We start from the raw sequence: 17,002 nt of genomic DNA on the forward strand, positions 1-17,002 counted from the left end.
CATTCCTAATTATTTTGTTTGTGCTTTTTTGGCTTGTTGTTGCGCGGCTTGTTCGGCGGCACGTTTGCGGCGAATCTCTTTCGGATCAGCCAATAAAGGACGATAGATCTCAATCCGATCTCCCTCCTGTACGATATCGGTTAACTTGGCTAAACGCCCGAAGATACCGACTTTATTGTTACGAAGATCAATATCGTGATAGATCTGTAAAACACCTGATTGCAAAATCGCAGCTTGCAAATTGCTGCCTGCGGTGACTTGAATTTTTTTTAAAAAATGGTGATCAGGTAAAGCATACGCAATTTCTACATTAATGTTAGACACGATAGATCTCCTTTGCACGTTGTTTGAAGGCTTGCACCATTTGTGAAGTGAGTTGTTGAAAAATTTTACCGAACATTTTTTCCACTAACGCATTAGAAAAAGCAAATTGTAATTGTAGGCTGATTTGTGAGCTGTATTCATCCAACTCAAGGAAACGCCATTCTCCATTTAAATGTTTAAATGGACCTTCCACTAATTTCATTTGTATCGACTGATTCGGTTGCATTGTGTTATGCGTGGTAAAGGCTAAACGAATGCCGGCTTTGCTGACAATCAGTTCCGCATCCAACTCATTGCCTTGTTGATGTAAGGTTTTGCCTGAAACACAGCCGGGTAAAAATTCAGGATAACGTTGATAATTATTCACAAGCTGATACATCTGTTCGGCACTGTGCGGCACTAACATTGTTTGAGAGACACGATTCATTCGTTTTCCTTAGTAAAGGTTATCGCAACATAGCGGTTTATCTAATAGCATAAGCGATAGAGATAAAGACAAATGCGGTGTATTATACGGGTTTTGTCGCCATTTTGCATTGGAAGGAAAAGGAATGATTGTGTTATTGTCCGCATTATCAGATGGTAAAAAACATTTTTATACTGATCTTTGCCAAGAATTATCCATAACAAAACAAAAACTTATGGAAGATTTGCAACAATTAGATCAACAAGGAATAGAAATTTGTTGTGAAACGGACGGGTGTTATTGGCTAGCTTCGGCAGAGGTGCTAGACAGTGAGTTTTTAACAAAAAATTTGCCACAACAACAGTTGCTTATCCAGCCTGTGATCGATTCTACCAATCAATATTTATTAAACAATTTGCCTAAATTATCAAATAACAGTGTTTGCTTGGCGGAATATCAATTTGCTGGACGTGGTCGGCGTGGTCGTCAGTGGTTATCGCCGTTTGCCGGACAGGTGATAATGAGTTACTACCGTATTTTCTCAACAAATTGTGATATTTCTGGCTTGAGTTTGGCGGCTGGAATGGCGGTAGCTCATGCATTGACTGAGCTTAACTTACATTCAGTTCAGTTAAAATGGCCGAATGATATTTGGTTAGATGGCAAAAAGTTGGGTGGGATTTTGATTGAGATGAAACATAATCCGCATTTAGCACAAAATCAGGTAGTAATCGGTTTAGGTTTAAATGTCAATTTGCCGAAAAAATTTGTAGTAGATCAACCAATTGCAATGATTAGTAAGCAGAGAAATATAAATCGTAACTTATTGATTGTTAAATTAATTCAACATTTAGCACGGGCATTAGCCTTGTTTGAACAAGAAGGATTATCGGCTTTTATTTCGCAATGGCGACAATATGATGCATTTTATCAAAAGAAAGTGAAATTATTATTGGAAAATCAATTCATTATTGGGATAGAGCAGGGAATAAATGATAAAGGGGAACTATTGTTGAATACGGAAGATAATCAACAACTTAGTTTTTCTATTGGAGAAATTTCACTGCGTCCGATAAATGATCAATCGTGATTGTGATTGTAGAAAAAGGGGTTTTTGCATAAAATAGCAGCCCATTTTAGCGACAGGGTAAGAATTGTGGCAAAAATAAAATTAATTGTAGGGTTGGGAAATCCAGGCAGTAAATATCAAGATACACGGCATAATGCAGGTGAATGGATGATTACTCGCTTGGCACGCCGTTTTAATGTCAGCTTAAAAGAGGAGAATAAATTTTTCGGTAAAACTGCAATGACAACTGTTTCAGGCAAGGATATTCGATTGTTGGTACCGACTACTTTTATGAATTTAAGCGGAAAATCAGTTGGCGCATTGGTGAATTTTTATCGTATTTTGCCGGAAGAAATTTTGGTTATTCACGATGAGCTGGATTTACCTCCTGGTAGTGTGAAGTTGAAACTTGGTGGCGGACACGGCGGTCATAACGGTTTGAAAGATATTATCTCTCAGTTAGCAAATAACAAAAACTTTTATCGTCTTCGCGTTGGCATTGGTCATCCCGGCGATAAAAGTTTAGTGGCGAATTATGTGTTAAGCAAACCTACCCCGCAAGATCAACTCTTAATTGATAAAGCACTGGATGAAGCAGAAAGTTGTATTGATATTTTAATGAAAGAGGGAGTCGAAAAAGCGATGAATCGCTTGAATGGCTTCCGAGCTGAATAAGGATAAATTATGGGATTTAAGTGTGGAATTGTTGGGTTACCAAATGTAGGTAAATCAACATTATTTAATGCATTGACTAAAGCAGGAATTGAAGCGGCAAACTATCCGTTTTGTACAATTGAACCGAATACCGGTGTGGTACCAATGCCAGATCCTCGTTTGGATGAATTGGCAAAAATTGTGAATCCACAGCGCATATTGCCGACAACTATGGAATTTGTTGATATTGCTGGTTTGGTGAAAGGTGCTTCTAACGGGGAAGGTTTAGGTAATAAATTTTTAGCCAATATTCGAGAAACCGATGCGATTGGACACGTTGTACGTTGTTTTGAAAACAATGATATTGTACACGTTTCAGGAAAAATTGATCCGGCAGATGATATTGAAGTCATTAATACTGAATTGGCATTGGCAGATTTAGAAAGTTGTGAAAAGGCGATTTTGCGTTTGCAAAAACGTGCCAAAGGCGGTGATAAAGAGGCAAAATTTGAGTTATCGGTGATGGAAAAATGTTTACCGGTGCTGGAAAATGCAGGGATGTTACGTTCTATCGGCTTGGATGCGGAAGAGTTACAAGCGATTAAAAGTTATAATTTTTTAACCCTAAAGCCAACTATGTATATTGCTAATGTCAATGAAGATGGCTTTGAAAATAATCCTTATCTTGATCGTGTGCGTGAAATTGCTGAAAAAGAAGGGGCAGTAGTCGTACCAGTTTGTGCAGCGATTGAAGCAGAAATTGCTGAATTGGAGGATGATGAAAAAATTGAATTCCTACAAGAACTTGGTTTAGAAGAGCCAGGATTAAACCGTGTGATTCGTGCTGGTTATAAGTTATTGAATTTACAAACTTATTTTACTGCCGGTGTTAAAGAAGTGCGTGCTTGGACAGTATCAGTCGGTGCCACCGCACCAAAAGCAGCGGCAGTGATTCACACCGATTTTGAACGCGGCTTTATTCGTGCAGAAGTGATCAGTTATGATGATTTCGTGCAGTATAAAGGTGAAAATGGGGCGAAAGAAGCCGGCAAATGGCGTTTGGAAGGAAAAGATTATATCGTTCAGGACGGCGATGTAATGCACTTTAGATTTAATGTGTAACGCTTGGAATATATTTAAATGAACAGAATGCGTGAGCTACAGCTCACGCATTTTTTATGGTTAAAACAGTTCATTTGAAGTAAAGAAATAGGCAATTTCTCTTTCTGCTGATTGGCTGGAATCTGAGCCGTGAACGCTGTTGCGACTGCCATCTAAAGCAAAATCACGGCGTAGCGTACCCATATTGGCTTCAGCCGGATTGGTTGTCCCCATTAAGGCACGATAGTCCGCAATGGCATTCTCTTTTTCCAGCACTAGAACGACTACCGGCGTAGAGGTCATAAAGGCAATTAAATTTGCAAAAAACGGCTTGCCTTCGTGTTCAGCATAGAAACCGGCGGCTTGCTGTTGATTTAGATGAACCATTTTCATTGCCACAATGGAAAATTGAGCCTGCTCCAAACGCGAAATAATCGCTCCGATTAAGTGGCGTTCGATAATATCCGGTTTAATGATTGCGAGTGTACGTTCTAATGCCATAAAGATTTCCTATTTTTCAAATGAAATTAATAAGTTAGCTAAAGTTTTCATTCCGATTCCGGTTGCGCCGACCGACCATAATGGGCTTGCTGCTTTACGGAAAGTCGCGGAACAGTCGATATGTAACCAGTTTTGTTGATAATTTTCAACAAAGTGCGACAAAAATGCGGTTGCAGTGCTTGCCCCGGCCGGAGTATTTACGCTCGCCGTATTGGAAATATCGGCAAAAGATGAACTGATTTGATCTCGATGAAACGGCTCAAATGGCAAACGCCAGAATGGTTCGTTTTCTTCTTTAGCTGAATTGAAAAGTGCAGAAACTAACTGTTCATCCATTGAGAGTACGGAGTGATAGTCATTGCCGACAGCTATTTTGGCAGCACCAGTCAAGGTTGCGCAATCAATAATAATATCCGGTTTTTGTGCAGAAGCTTCAATCAAACCATCAGCTAACACTAAGCGTCCCTCAGCATCGGTATTTAAGACTTCAACAGTAACTCCATTGCGATATTTGATGATATCACCTAATTTGAAAGCTTTACTGCTTACTAAATTTTCAGCACAGCATAAGTAAAGTTTTACTCGTTTTGTTAATCCACGCGCAATAGCAAAACCGAGTGCGCCGGTTAATAGTGCTGCACCGCCCATATCCGAACGCATAGAGTCCATACTGTTGCTCGGTTTAATGCTGTAACCGCCGGAATCGAATGTAATCCCTTTACCGATCAAACAAGCGAACACCGGTTCATCAGGGTTACCGCTAGGATTGAAATCTAATTGCAGCATCGCCGGTTTATTATGAGAACCTTTACCAACTTCCCAAATACCATTGTAACCACGTTCTTTCAGTTCTTCACGACTAATAATGTGATAACTAACACAACCTTTTACGGCATAATTATCTGCTTGTTCACTAATAAATTTTGCTGCTCTGCTTGCCAATTCAGTTGGAGTGATGATTTCTGCAGGTAAATTGATGATTTCACGAATAAAATCGCTACAACGAATACGTTCATAAAGCTCCGCTTCATCATCTTCAGCTAAACAAGGAAATTCAATAGAGAAGTTTTGTTTTGCAGTATAAAATCCTTGATAGAATGCCCAGCAATGTTCTAATTGCCAGTTATCGCCAATTAATTCTACCTCTTTGAAATTTTGGTTACGTAATTTACGAGCTGCTTTTTGTATATCATTAATGTTCTGTTTTTCAGTGAAGTGAATAATGGTTTGATCGTTTTGAAATGAGATTAATGCCTTTTCTCCCCAAACTTCAGCTGCCGGCTGTGAGGATAATTGAATTTTCATAGTCATCAAAAACTCCTAAATGGTTTTAAATTCCGCCATTGACGGCGGATAGAGTGTTTTTAATTTGAATTCAGAGAGCAACGCTGTTGGTGTTGTTCTGTGAATTGAAACATCGTTATTTGCCTTAAATAGAAAAAAAGCGAATTACCTCAGTAATTCGCTGATAAAGGGATTAAAGTACGGAAACGTTTAGAGAACCGCCGCTGCCGACAATTTGTACTCTCGCACCCGGTACAAAACTAGGATCGGCTTTTTGTACTACCGCAATACGTTGTCCGTCTTCTTTTTGGATCACAAGTTCAACACCGCTGGTTTGATCTAATTTTTGTTCAATTTTATTACCAACAACCGCACCGGCGATAGCACCGACAGCGGTAGCAATAGCTTGACCTTTACCGCCACCGACAGTTGAACCGACAATACCACCTAAAGCACCGCCGCCGACAGTACCGATAACGCCTTGAGAATTGCTTTCACCTTGAATGGTGACCGGACGTACCGAAACAATGCGTCCGTAACTTACAGCTCTGGCTTCTTTTGCTTGTCCGCCGCTATATACACTGCCGCTGTAGAGATCGGAATTGGAGCAGCCGGCTAATGTAACTGCCGCTAATAGACTCGCAACTAAAGTGATCTTTTTCATATTTTTCTCCTATATCTGCTCTGACATCACGATTTCTTTAATTGAAAAAGGATGCAGTTTGATTGTTGTAAAATTATTTTCATCCATTAATTTTATGGCAAGTGCCGGATTTGGTAAACCTTCGCCATCTGCTTTATGACAGCTTTTTTTCAAAATAATTCTGTGGGATTCGATCTTAAGCTTATTTTCTGCACGATGAAACCACTGCTCAACTGATTCATTCTTTAAAAAGGGCAGAACCAATTCAATATGTTCCCAACCTTGTTGCGGATACCTTTTTTGGTTTGGAAACGGTAATTCAACGATATTTACCGCTTGATTTAGGATGAATAACGGCTGTGGCAGTTGATAAAGGTAAATCGGACGACCGTTGATCTGATTGTCGCTTAACAGTTCCGCATCAGCGGCAAGTGCCTGTTGCCAACGGGTAGCGGTATCAAGATCATTGACACGTAATGCAATATGATCGATAGCAAGATGTAGTCGATCCAGCTGTGTCAATGCGAGAATTTGCGCAAATAGTTTTTCGGCTTCAATTAATTGAGCTGATAATTCAGGAAATTGTTGTAGTAATTTTGCTTCAGTCATAATGCGAGGGTATTTTGTTTTTTATACTTTTCTGATAATGGAAAGCCTAGTATCATTACGGGTTTAAATTTATCGTTTAAATTCAATAAGGCATATATTTGTGAATATTCAAACCATTCTATCTGAAAAAATTAAACAAGCAATGATTGCCGCCGGTGCGGATCAGCAAAGTGAAGCTTTGGTTCGTCCGTCAAGCAAAGCGCAGTTTGGCGATTATCAAGCAAACGGCGTGATGGCGGCAGCAAAGAAATTGGCAATGCCGCCGCGTGATTTGGCACAAAAAGTGGTGGAAAATCTTGATCTTGGTGAAATGATTGAAAAAGTGGAAATTGCCGGACCGGGATTTATCAATATTTTTCTTAATCCTGCTTGGTTGGCGACACAAACCAATAAAATGTTGGCGGATCACCATTTTTTAATTTCGCCGGTCAAAGCGCAAACTATTGTGGCGGATTATTCAGCGCCGAATGTGGCAAAAGAGATGCACGTCGGGCATTTACGTTCAACCATTATCGGTGATGCGGTAGTGCGTACGTTGGAGTTTGTCGGACATAATGTTATTCGCGCCAATCACGTGGGCGATTGGGGCACACAATTCGGGATGTTGATTGCCTATTTGGAAAAAATGCAGAATGAAAATGCATCCGATATGGAATTAAGCGATTTGGAAGCATTCTATCGTGAAGCAAAAAAACATTACGATGAAGATGAGGTTTTTGCCGAAAAAGCTCGTGGTTATGTGGTGAAGTTGCAAGGCGGTGATGAATATTGTCGTAAGATGTGGCGCAAGTTGGTTGATATTACGATGAAACAGAATCAACGCAATTACGATCGCCTAAATGTGACGCTTACCGATAAGGATGTTATGGGAGAAAGCCTTTATAACCCAATGTTGCCGGGCATTGTTGCCGATTTGGAAGCAAAAGGATTAGCGGTGAAAGATGATGGCGCAGTAGTGGTGTTTTTAAATGAGTTTAAAAATAAAGAGGGTGATCCGCTAGGCGTTATTATTCAGAAGAAGGATGGCGGTTATCTTTATGCGACTACCGATATCGCCTGTGCAAAATATCGTTATGAAACTTTGCACGCCGACCGTATTCTCTATTTTACCGATAGTCGTCAAAGCCAACATTTACAACAGGTTTGGTTAATTGTGCGTAAAGCAGGATATGTGCCGGAAAGCGTAACTTGGGATCATTTCAATTTCGGAATGATGTTGGGTAAAGATAATAAGCCGTTCAAAACGCGTACCGGCGGCACAGTGAAATTGGCGGATCTGTTGGATGAAGCGGTAGAGCGTGCAGAAAAATTGATTAGCGAGAAATCAACCAATTTAAGCGCTGAAGAACAGCATCAAGTGGCGGAAGTCGTTGGTATCGGTGCGGTGAAATATGCTGACTTATCCAAAAACCGCACGACTGATTATGTGTTTGATTGGGATAATATGTTGACGTTTGAAGGCAATACCGCACCTTATATTCAGTATGCTTACACGCGTATCCGTTCTATTTTTGCCAATAGTGGCATTGATTTTCAGCAGTTGGCAGGCGAAATTCAAATTAAGGATGATAAAGAACGTCAGTTAGCGTTAACTTTATTGAAATTTGAAGAAGCGATTAACACCGTAGTGAAAGAGGGTACGCCTCACGTTTTATGCGCTTATCTTTATGATTTAGCAGGGGCATTTTCTTCCTTCTATGAACATTGCCCAATCTTAAATCAAGCGGAAGAGGTCAAACAAAGTCGTTTGAAATTGGCCGCATTAACGGCGAAAGTGTTAAAACAGGGATTGGATCTGTTAGGCATTAAAACTGTTGAAAAAATGTAATTTCCGTTATCGGTGCGGTGATAATGCCGCACCGGATCTTGTGCTTATCCTTATCCTATTATGACAAATCAGCAACAACTCATCTCTCAATTACAGCAACAATTACAGCTTTTCTACCGTTATGACGGTGAGCAGATTATTAAGCAGCAGTTTGAACGTACCGTTTTTGCAGAATCGGGACAGCCGTTACGCTACTACATTGCGCAAATTGAACAAAATATCGCTCGCTTAGCAACCTTAGATAAGGTTGAGGTGGTTGCTTATTTGGCGGAGCAAATCAGTATTCAGTTCCGAGTGTTGTTGGAGGCTTTGCAACGCACCGAAAGATCAGCGAAAAAAGCGGAAACGGCAGCAGCTCAGCCACAAAAAACAGAGAAAAAACAGTATGATGTTTTTCAATTACCGGCAGAGGAGAGAATTCATAAATATTATGAATTTTTAACGCGTTTTAATGATCGCATTGCTGATTTGGAACAACAGCAACAACTAGCGCCGAGAGAGCAGAAACCTCTCTTTCAGCAACAGCTTGCACTATTGCAACAACGGCGACAACGTTGTCTTGCCGCCATTGAACAATTGGAAGAATACCTAGAATTTAAGGCTTCTCAAGCCAAAAACGAATTAAATTAAGTTACTGATAAAGATTACAATAATGACAAGTGGCACGATATATTTAACATAGCTGAACCACCATTGTGCCAATTTAGAATTTTCACCTAATCTCAATTCTCGTTTAGCTTCATCTTTCATTACAAAACCGACAAAAACAGCACAGAATAGTGCGGTGAGCATAAAGAGAATATTGCCGCTGACAAAATCAAACGCATCAAAAATATTTTTGCCGAAGAAATGAACGTCGTGCCAAGGACCGTAACTTAAAATTGATGGCACATTGCCGAGAAGGAAGATCGCGCCGAGAACGAAGAGAATCGCTAAACGGCGATTAATTTTCGTTTTTTCCTGCAAGGCGGTAATTAAAACTTCATAAATGGTAAGAGAAGTAGTTAATGCAGCAATCAGTAATAAACTAAAGAAGATCACGGCAAAAAACTTACCTGCCCACATATGAGAAAACACGATTGGTAAACTTTGGAATACTAAGGTTGGTCCCGAATTTGGCGCGATACCGAAAGTGAACAGTGATGGGAAAATCATAAAGCCAGCCAAGACCGCAATAATGGTATTGACGCAGCCGGTAATCACCGCAGTTTGTACCAGATTTTCTCCTTTTTTCAGATAACTGGAGAGCGTAACGATAACGCCGAAACCTAAACTTAAAGCGAAAAAGACTTGCCCCAAGACAAAAACGAAAAGCTGTGGCGTGATCTTAGAGAAATCAGGTTTGAGATAGAACACAATGCCTTGCCAAGCACCCGGCAGCGTAACATTACGAATCACCATACAGATTAAAAAGATAAATAACAGCGGCATCAAATATTTCACCGATTTTTCAATGCCGTCAATCACCCCTTTCACCAGAATCACATAGTTAACCAAGACAAACAGAAAAGTGTACAGGCTAATCATTGCCGGATTATCCATAATGGTAGCTTGGAAGAAATTTTTCGTGGTGTCGGCAGTAATCGGTGCGCTGATGTCCAAAGCGCCACTGAGCAAACTGACAATATAATTAATCACCCAACCGCCAAGCACCATATAGTACGCCATAATACAAAACGCACCGAGCACGCTGAGATAACCGACAAGTTTCCAATAGCGAGGGATAGGTTTATGATGGATATTGCCGCTGAAAGCGTCGATAGCATTAACGCGAATCCGGCGACCGATAACATTTTCAACCAGAATCATTGGAATGCCGATCACAATCATTGCGATGCAGAACAGTAATACATAAGCACCGCCACCATTTTCACCGACTAAATAGGGGAAACGCCAAGTAGCGCCGAAACCGACAGTTGCACCGGCTACGGTTAAAACATAAGTCAGTCGGCTTGACCAAGTCTGTCTTTCTGTGTGAGTAGTCATATTATCTCCAATAGTTTTTAATATTCGGTTTTATCTTTAAATTCACACAGATCTTCAATCAAACAGGCACCGCAACGAGGTTTACGAGCGATACAGGTGTAGCGTCCGTGCAAAATAAGCCAATGGTGAACATCGACTTTAAATTCATCCGGAACGACTTTTAATAATTTTTTTTCAACGGCGAGCACATCTTTCCCAGGTGCGAAACCGGTACGATTGGCGACACGAAAAATATGGGTGTCAACGGCAATCGTTGGCCAACCAAAAGCAGTATTCAACACCACATTTGCGGTTTTACGCCCAACGCCCGGCAAAGATTCCAATGCTTCACGTGATTCCGGAACCTCGCCATTATACTTTTCAATTAACACTCGACAAGTTTTTATAATATTTTCAGCTTTACTATTATATAAACCGATAGTTTTTATATAATTTTTTAAACCATCTACACCTAAATCAAGAATTGCCTGCGGTGTATTCGCGATCGGAAATAATTTTGCAGTGGCTTTGTTTACGCCAACGTCAGTCGCTTGTGCCGATAAAATAACGGCAATCAGCAGCTCAAAAACCGAATGATATTTTAATTCGGTGGTAGGGTGCGGATTAGCATCACGCAAACGAGTGAGAATTTCTATTCTTTTTTGTTGGTTCATTATTTGTTCCGTTCAATAATGTTTTTTAGTGCTAACAGTGTTCCTAAGCCAAGGAAAGCGCCGGGCGGCAAAATCGCAAGTAAAAAATGGCTGTCGGCGTGAAATAGAGTGATTTTCAGTGCCTTTGCCGATTCACCGAATAGCTGTTCCATACCGCTGAACAGCGTGCCGCTACCGATCGCTTCACGTAATGCGCCTAATACGACCAAACTTAGCGTCATTCCCAATCCCATTGAGAAACCGTCGAACATTGCGTGCCATAAACTGTTTTTTGAGGCATAGGCTTCGGCTCGACCGATGACGATACAGTTGGTAACAATGAGTGGAATAAAAATCCCTAATGATTGATAAAGCGAATAAGTATAGGCATTCATTGCCAACTGGACGATGGTCACAGTTGAGGCAATAATCATCACATAAATCGGAATGCGGATGGCTTTCGGAATAAGATGCCGACATAGCGAAACCATACTGTTAGTACAAATCAACACTAGCATTGTTGCTAAACCAAGCCCTAACGCATTAGCAACAGAATTGGACACTGCCAATAATGGACACAATCCTAATAATTGTACTAATGCGGCGTTATTCTTCCATACACCTTGAATAAACAAAGTTTTCCAAACGGAATTGGCGCTATCAGTGTGAGTAGTTACTTCTGAAGTACTATGATTCATTCAACACCTCTTTACTTAATTGCAACGATTGTAATCTTCAGGGTTAAATGCAAATGGTTGAGAGAGTAATTGCAGTAACCCTTTTTTCACTGCATTAACAACCGCTCGTGGAGTAATAGTTGCGCCGGCAAATTGATCAAATTCACCACCATCTTTTTTTACTGCCCATTTGTCTAACTCATTAAGATTAAATTGTTTATTGCTGAAGGCTAAGATCCAGTCGGAAAGCCGTGTTTCGATCTTATCACCCAATCCAGGTGTTTCGTGATGTTCCAAGACACGGACTCCTAACACTTCACGTTCTGGTGTTACTGCCACCAAAATACGAATATTACCTGAGTAACCATCCGGTGCGGTGGTTTCAAACAGATAAGCAACGGTTTTATTCTGTTTTTTTGCCAAATAAAGTTTAGAAATATCGGCTAACTGCTTGTTATTATTTGGAATGTAGCACGATTTTAACAGATCATTATCAGCAAAATTTGGTGGTAGCACTTCAGATAAAAGTTGTTTCTGTTGATTTTCCATTACTCGTTGAATTTTATCTTGTGTTAATGAGTACATTGCCAATGTGATTAAAGTGCAAACCAAAGCAACAAAGGCTAAGATTAAAGCATAGTTAATGGTTGTACGTTTTAGCGTTGCCATTTTTTCTCCTTAGCGGCCATAAAGACGGGGACGAGTGTAATGATCGATTAACGGGACACAAATGTTGCTTAATAAAACAGCAAATGCCACCCCGTCCGGATAACCGCCGTAGAAACGGATAATGTAAAGTAACAGCCCGACCAAGCTACCGAATAATAATTTTCCTTTTGGCGTAATAGATGCCGTTACCGGATCGGTAGCAATAAAAAAGGCACCGAACATTGTTGCGCCGGAAAAGAGTTGCCATAACGGTGATGGATAAGTTTGCGGCGCAATCAGCCAAGTTGCAGTAGCAAAAATGGTTAATGTCAGCAACATTGCGACAGGAATTTGCCAGTGAATCACTTTTTTCCAAATTAGGAAAAGACCGCCGACAAGGAAGGCAAGATTAAGTTGCCACCAACCGATTCCCATCGTGATAGCGAGGCTATCTTGCCAATTATCGTGTTGGAAAATGGGTGAATCTGCAATATGCCCCAAAGTGAGATGATTTTTTATTCCGGTTTTGACGCTATCCAATGGGGTTGCTTGAGTAATACCGTCAATGGTAGAGGTCAGTTGATGTAAGCTGTAACCGTCACTGGTAACACCTTGAAATATCAGTAAATAAGCATCTTTAAAGCCGGTCGGTTCAAGTAATAAATGATTCGGCAATGCCCAAGCGGTCATCTGTGCCGGAAACGACACCAACAAAATAGCATATCCTACCATTGCCGGATTGAAAGGGTTTTGCCCAAGTCCGCCATAAACCTGTTTGCCTAAAATAACAGCACAAAAAATACCGAGCAGAATGATCCAATAAGGTGCATAAGGCGGAATGGCAACTGCCAAAATAATGGCAGTCAAGATCACGCTCATATCCGATAAATCGGCAAAATTTTTCTTAGCGCGCAATCTGGTTACGATCCACTCCAGTAAAACCGCAAAAATCACCGCTAATAACAGCTGAATTAAGGTGCCGAAACCAAAGTAGTAGATTTGCACCATAATTGCCGGAATCATTGCTGCAATTACCCACAACATCACTTTGGCGGTCAAACTATGGGAATGTACGTGAGGGGAACTTGCCATTCTAAACATTATCTTGATTTCCTTCTCTTGCTACTTTTTTTGCCTTTGCTCTGGCTATTGCTGCTGCAATTGCCGCTTTTCTAGGATCTGTATGCTGATGATTATCAATGGAATGATGATCAGCACTAGGACTTTGTTGCTGATCTAATGTTTCGTCTGTTGTTATTAAAATGACTTTTTCTGCTTCCGCAAGCGTTTGTGCTTTTTTCGCTTTAGCTCTGGCGATAGCAGCGGCAATAGCTGCTTTACGTGGATCGGTATCCGCGCTGCTTTCAGTTGCCACTGAAGAAGATTCGGTAGCACTATTGTTGTTTTCCGCTTGCTGCGCTTTTTTCGCTTTAGCTCTGGCAATGGCGGCGGCGATAGCGGCTTTACGTGGATCGGTATCTGCGCTGCTTTCAGTTGCTGCTGAAGAAGATTCAACAGCATTATTGCTGTTTTCCGCTTGCTGCGCTTTTTTCGCTTTAGCTCTGGCAATGGCAGCAGCGATAGCGGCTTTACGCGCATCGGTATCTGCGCTGCTTTCAGCTGTTACTGAAGATTCGGCAGCACTATTGTTGTTTTCCGTTTGCTGCGCTTTTTTCGCTTTAGCTCTGGCAATGGCGGCGGCGATAGCGGCTTGTTTATTCTCTTTATCCGTTGTTTCCAACTCTGTCAGTTGAACGGTTTGTGTTTGTGCCTGTTTGGCTAAACGGCGAGCTTTACGAGCTGCCATAATATCGCTGTTATCAGGCAATATTTCACCTTTATCGTTAATGATAGTTTTGATTTGTGGTATTGCATTGGTTGCCTGTTTTTGACGAACACGTTCCAATGCAGCTTGCACAGGGTCAATGCCTTGTTGTTTTGCCATCTCTGCTCGACGAGCTTCCGCCGCTAGTTGAGTTCGGCGATCTCGTTCCTGTTTTTCTCGTTCCATTCGAGCTTGTTTAGCTTCAAAACGGACTTTCGCCTCTTCCGCTAGTTTTGCTTTTAATTTCAATTCTGCAATTTTGGCTTTTTCTTGGCGAAAATACTGGATAAGTGGAATATTGCTCGGGCAGACATAGGCACAAACGCCACACTCAATACAATCTTTTAGGTTGTACTGTTCTGATTTTTCGTGATCTTCGCTGCGCGCAAACCAATAGAGTTGCTGTGGCATCAATTTAATTGGACAGTGATCGGAACAGGAAGAACAACGAATACAATTACGCTCTTGCGGTGGTGGCTGATATTCAAAATGATCCGGCGCAATTAGGCAGTTAGTCACTTTGGTTACCGGTGAGTTGAGATTTGGTAAAATAAATCCCATCATCGGTCCGCCCATAAATATAGGGAAACGATCATCATATTGATAACCGGCTTGTTGTAACAGGTGGTAAATCGGTGTCCCGATTCTTGCCCACACATTACGAGGTTGAGGAATTTTATCACCAGTTAGAGTTACTACACGTTCAATCAATGGTTCATCATCAATAATCGCTTTTTTTACCGCAAATGCAGTAGCAACATTGTTCATTAGCACGCCAATTTGTGAAGAGCGCCCATTATTCGGCACTTCCAGACCAGTTAAAACCTGAATTAATTGTTTCGCCGCACCGGAAGGGTATTTGGTTGGAATCACGCGAATTTCAATATCGTTAGCACCGGATAAGGCTTGTTGCATAGCCTCAATAGCTTCCGTTTTATTATCTTCGATTGCCAACACCACTTTTTGTGGTCGTAAAATATAACGTAGAATCCGAATGCCTTCGAGAATATCAAGACTGCGATCACGCATTAAGCGATCATCACAGGTAATATAAGGTTCACACTCTGCGCCGTTAATAATCAATAATTTAACTTTATTTTCTGCACTGGCGATTTTAGAGGCAGTCGGAAACGCGGCACCGCCTAAACCGGCAATGCCGGCTTGATAGATTTTTTGTAACAATTGTTCAGGCGGTACAGTAAGAAAATCTTCGATAGGTTGGCGTTCATGCCACTGATCTCTGCCATCGGCTTGTAAAGTGATAGTCGTTTCTGGTAAGCCGGACGGATGTGAAGAAGCATAATCGCCGATAGCGGTAATGGTGCCGGAAGTGGGAGCGTGTACGGGTAACGTGCGATAATCATCGCCTTGAGTTAAGGCTTGCCCTTTTAGTACATAATCGCCAACTTGAACTAAGAGCTGACCAGCTTTACCGGAGTGCTGTTTCAATGCAATGTAGTAAGTGTTAGGTAGTTTTAATCGGGAAAGTCTAGTGCCATTCGATTGCTGTTTCATTTCCGGTGGATGAATCCCGCCGGGAAAATCCCATAATCGATTTTTATTTATTCTGATTAATACATCATCTAACATCTTAACTTTCCTATGATTTTACTTGCTCCGGCTCATTTTGCGGTTGTACCTGCACGACAGGGATAATTAATTTTTGATCATATTTCCAGTTCCAAGAATCGAGGGAAGGTTTGACTTTTTCCATCGTAATACAATCAGTCGGACAAGGAGCAACGCATAATTCACAACCGGTACATAGCTCAGGAATAACAGTGTGTAATGCTTTATTAGCACCGATAATGGCATCAACTGGGCAAGCTTGAATACATTTTGTGCATCCAATACACATTTCTTCGTGGATAAAAGCAACTTTAGGCACAGGTTCTTCTTCAAATACGCCTTGCGGTGCATCCACACCGAGTAAATCTGCCAATTTTTCGACTAAAGGTTGTCCGCCGGGAACGCATTTAGTGATGATATCGCCATTGGCAATCGCTTCTGCATAAGGTCGACAACCCGGATAACCACATTGTCCACACTGGCTTTGTGGTAATAAAGCATCAATTTTGTCCACAATTGGGTCAGCTTCTACTTTCAGTTTAATCGAGGAAAAACCTAAAATGGCTCCGAAAATTAAAGCAAGTAATGCAATACTGATTAAAATCCACATATAAGGGGATAGAGATAATAACCAAGACATCAGACTCTCACTAATCCACTAAAACCCATAAAGGCGACAGACATTAATCCGGCGGTGATTAAAGCAATCGATGCACCACGAAACGGAAAAGGTACATCGGCAGCTTCAATCCGTTCACGAATAGCAGCAAACAGCACCAGTACTAAAGAAAAACCAAGTGCAGCACCAAAACCGTAAATAACAGATTGGATAAAATTATGTGCTAAATTAACGTTTAATAAAGCAACACCAAGCACAGCACAGTTGGTGGTGATTAACGGTAAAAAGATACCGAGTAAGCGATAAAGTGTAGGGCTAGTTTTATTAATAACCATTTCTGTAAATTGCACGACAACGGCAATCACTAAAATAAAGACTAATGTGCGTAAATAGATAGCGTTTAATGGTAACAAAATATAGTGATCAACCAAATAGGCAACTAATGAAGCAACAGTTAAAACAAAAGTTGTTGCTAGCCCCATTCCAACAGCAGTATCCACTTTTTTGGAAACTCCCATAAATGGGCATAAACCTAAGAATTTGACTAACACAAAATTGTTGATTAATGCAGTACTGATAATTAAAAGAATATAACTCATCATTGATCTATCGCTAAAAATAAGAGGG

19 protein-coding genes are annotated in these 17,002 nt (G+C 40.9%); 5 read left to right on the forward strand and 14 right to left on the reverse strand.

Features of this window, described 5'->3' with window-relative positions; all coding sequences use genetic code 11:
- Positions 1 to 9: 9 nt before the first annotated feature.
- Complete coding sequence (locus P375_RS02920) at positions 10 to 324, reverse strand: RnfH family protein (protein ID WP_018345578.1); 315 nt, start codon at positions 322 to 324, stop codon at positions 10 to 12.
- Positions 317 to 751, reverse strand: coding sequence for a type II toxin-antitoxin system RatA family toxin (locus P375_RS02925; RefSeq protein WP_039134140.1), 435 nt, complete (start codon positions 749 to 751; stop codon positions 317 to 319). Before P375_RS02925 ends, P375_RS02920 begins: the two co-directional genes overlap by 8 nt.
- Before the next feature lie 124 nt (positions 752 to 875).
- Between P375_RS02925 and birA the strand changes: the two genes are divergently transcribed.
- From birA to ychF, 3 genes are all read left to right on the forward strand, one after another.
- Positions 876 to 1,820, forward strand: coding sequence for a bifunctional biotin--[acetyl-CoA-carboxylase] ligase/biotin operon repressor BirA (birA, locus tag P375_RS02930; protein WP_039134143.1), 945 nt, complete (start codon positions 876 to 878; stop codon positions 1,818 to 1,820).
- Between the two features lie 66 nt (positions 1,821 to 1,886).
- Positions 1,887 to 2,474, forward strand: a complete 588-nt coding sequence (pth, locus tag P375_RS02935) for an aminoacyl-tRNA hydrolase (protein WP_039134146.1) — start codon at positions 1,887 to 1,889, stop codon at positions 2,472 to 2,474.
- A 9-nt stretch (positions 2,475 to 2,483) separates the two neighbouring features.
- Complete coding sequence (ychF, locus tag P375_RS02940) at positions 2,484 to 3,575, forward strand: redox-regulated ATPase YchF (protein WP_039134149.1); 1,092 nt, start codon at positions 2,484 to 2,486, stop codon at positions 3,573 to 3,575.
- A gap of 60 nt (positions 3,576 to 3,635) precedes the next feature.
- On the opposite strand, the gene ndk is transcribed toward ychF, so the two are convergent.
- The 4 genes from ndk to P375_RS02960 form a co-directional block, all read right to left on the reverse strand.
- Positions 3,636 to 4,055, reverse strand: coding sequence for a nucleoside-diphosphate kinase (gene ndk / locus P375_RS02945; RefSeq protein ID WP_039134152.1), 420 nt, complete (start codon positions 4,053 to 4,055; stop codon positions 3,636 to 3,638).
- 9 nt (positions 4,056 to 4,064) lie between these two features.
- On the reverse strand, positions 4,065 to 5,366 hold the full coding sequence (gene pepB, locus P375_RS02950) for an aminopeptidase PepB (protein ID WP_039134155.1): 1,302 nt from the start codon (positions 5,364 to 5,366) through the stop codon (positions 4,065 to 4,067).
- 166 nt (positions 5,367 to 5,532) lie between these two features.
- Complete coding sequence (locus tag P375_RS02955; RefSeq protein WP_039083910.1) at positions 5,533 to 6,003, reverse strand: glycine zipper 2TM domain-containing protein; 471 nt, start codon at positions 6,001 to 6,003, stop codon at positions 5,533 to 5,535.
- Positions 6,004 to 6,012: 9 nt separating this feature from the next.
- On the reverse strand, positions 6,013 to 6,591 hold the full coding sequence (locus P375_RS02960) for a VOC family protein (protein ID WP_039134158.1): 579 nt from the start codon (positions 6,589 to 6,591) through the stop codon (positions 6,013 to 6,015).
- 100 nt (positions 6,592 to 6,691) lie between these two features.
- Between P375_RS02960 and argS the strand changes: the two genes are divergently transcribed.
- Together argS and priC are read left to right on the forward strand one after the other, a co-directional pair.
- Positions 6,692 to 8,419 carry an arginine--tRNA ligase gene (gene argS, locus P375_RS02965; RefSeq protein ID WP_039134161.1) on the forward strand — a complete coding sequence of 576 codons (1,728 nt, stop codon included), beginning with the start codon at positions 6,692 to 6,694 and terminating at the stop codon, positions 8,417 to 8,419.
- A gap of 60 nt (positions 8,420 to 8,479) precedes the next feature.
- Positions 8,480 to 9,049 carry a primosomal replication protein PriC gene (gene priC / locus P375_RS02970; RefSeq protein WP_018345570.1) on the forward strand — a complete coding sequence of 190 codons (570 nt, stop codon included), beginning with the start codon at positions 8,480 to 8,482 and terminating at the stop codon, positions 9,047 to 9,049.
- Here the strand turns inward: priC and P375_RS02975 are convergent.
- From P375_RS02975 to rsxA, 8 genes are read right to left on the reverse strand one after another with little or no spacing between them, the layout of a single operon-like run.
- Positions 9,041 to 10,405 (reverse strand): sodium-dependent transporter, encoded by a 1,365-nt coding sequence (locus P375_RS02975; RefSeq protein ID WP_039081718.1) that lies wholly within the window; start codon positions 10,403 to 10,405, stop codon positions 9,041 to 9,043. The two genes, priC and P375_RS02975, sit on opposite strands and share 9 nt — an antisense overlap.
- Positions 10,406 to 10,422: 17 nt before the next feature.
- Positions 10,423 to 11,058: an endonuclease III gene (nth, locus tag P375_RS02980; protein WP_013746510.1), complete on the reverse strand. Its 636-nt coding sequence runs from the start codon at positions 11,056 to 11,058 to the stop codon at positions 10,423 to 10,425.
- Positions 11,058 to 11,735, reverse strand: coding sequence for an electron transport complex subunit E (locus P375_RS02985; protein WP_039134164.1), 678 nt, complete (start codon positions 11,733 to 11,735; stop codon positions 11,058 to 11,060). Before P375_RS02985 ends, nth begins: the two co-directional genes overlap by 1 nt.
- A gap of 15 nt (positions 11,736 to 11,750) precedes the next feature.
- A complete protein-coding gene (gene rsxG / locus P375_RS02990) occupies positions 11,751 to 12,383 on the reverse strand; it encodes an electron transport complex subunit RsxG (protein WP_039134168.1) in 633 nt (210 codons plus the stop codon).
- A 9-nt stretch (positions 12,384 to 12,392) separates the two neighbouring features.
- Complete coding sequence (gene rsxD, locus P375_RS02995) at positions 12,393 to 13,463, reverse strand: electron transport complex subunit RsxD (RefSeq protein ID WP_039134170.1); 1,071 nt, start codon at positions 13,461 to 13,463, stop codon at positions 12,393 to 12,395.
- Entirely contained in the window at positions 13,456 to 15,777 is a 2,322-nt protein-coding gene (gene rsxC / locus P375_RS03000) for an electron transport complex subunit RsxC (RefSeq protein WP_039134173.1), read from the reverse strand. Before rsxC ends, rsxD begins: the two co-directional genes overlap by 8 nt.
- Positions 15,778 to 15,787: 10 nt before the next feature.
- A complete protein-coding gene (gene rsxB, locus P375_RS03005; RefSeq protein ID WP_039134175.1) occupies positions 15,788 to 16,396 on the reverse strand; it encodes an electron transport complex subunit RsxB in 609 nt (202 codons plus the stop codon).
- Positions 16,396 to 16,977, reverse strand: coding sequence for an electron transport complex subunit RsxA (rsxA, locus tag P375_RS03010; protein WP_039134177.1), 582 nt, complete (start codon positions 16,975 to 16,977; stop codon positions 16,396 to 16,398). Before rsxA ends, rsxB begins: the two co-directional genes overlap by 1 nt.
- Between the last annotated feature and the right edge of the window lie 25 nt (positions 16,978 to 17,002).

It is taken from the genome of Gallibacterium genomosp. 2 (genome assembly GCF_000771895.1).
Lineage (GTDB): Bacteria > Pseudomonadota > Gammaproteobacteria > Enterobacterales > Pasteurellaceae > Gallibacterium.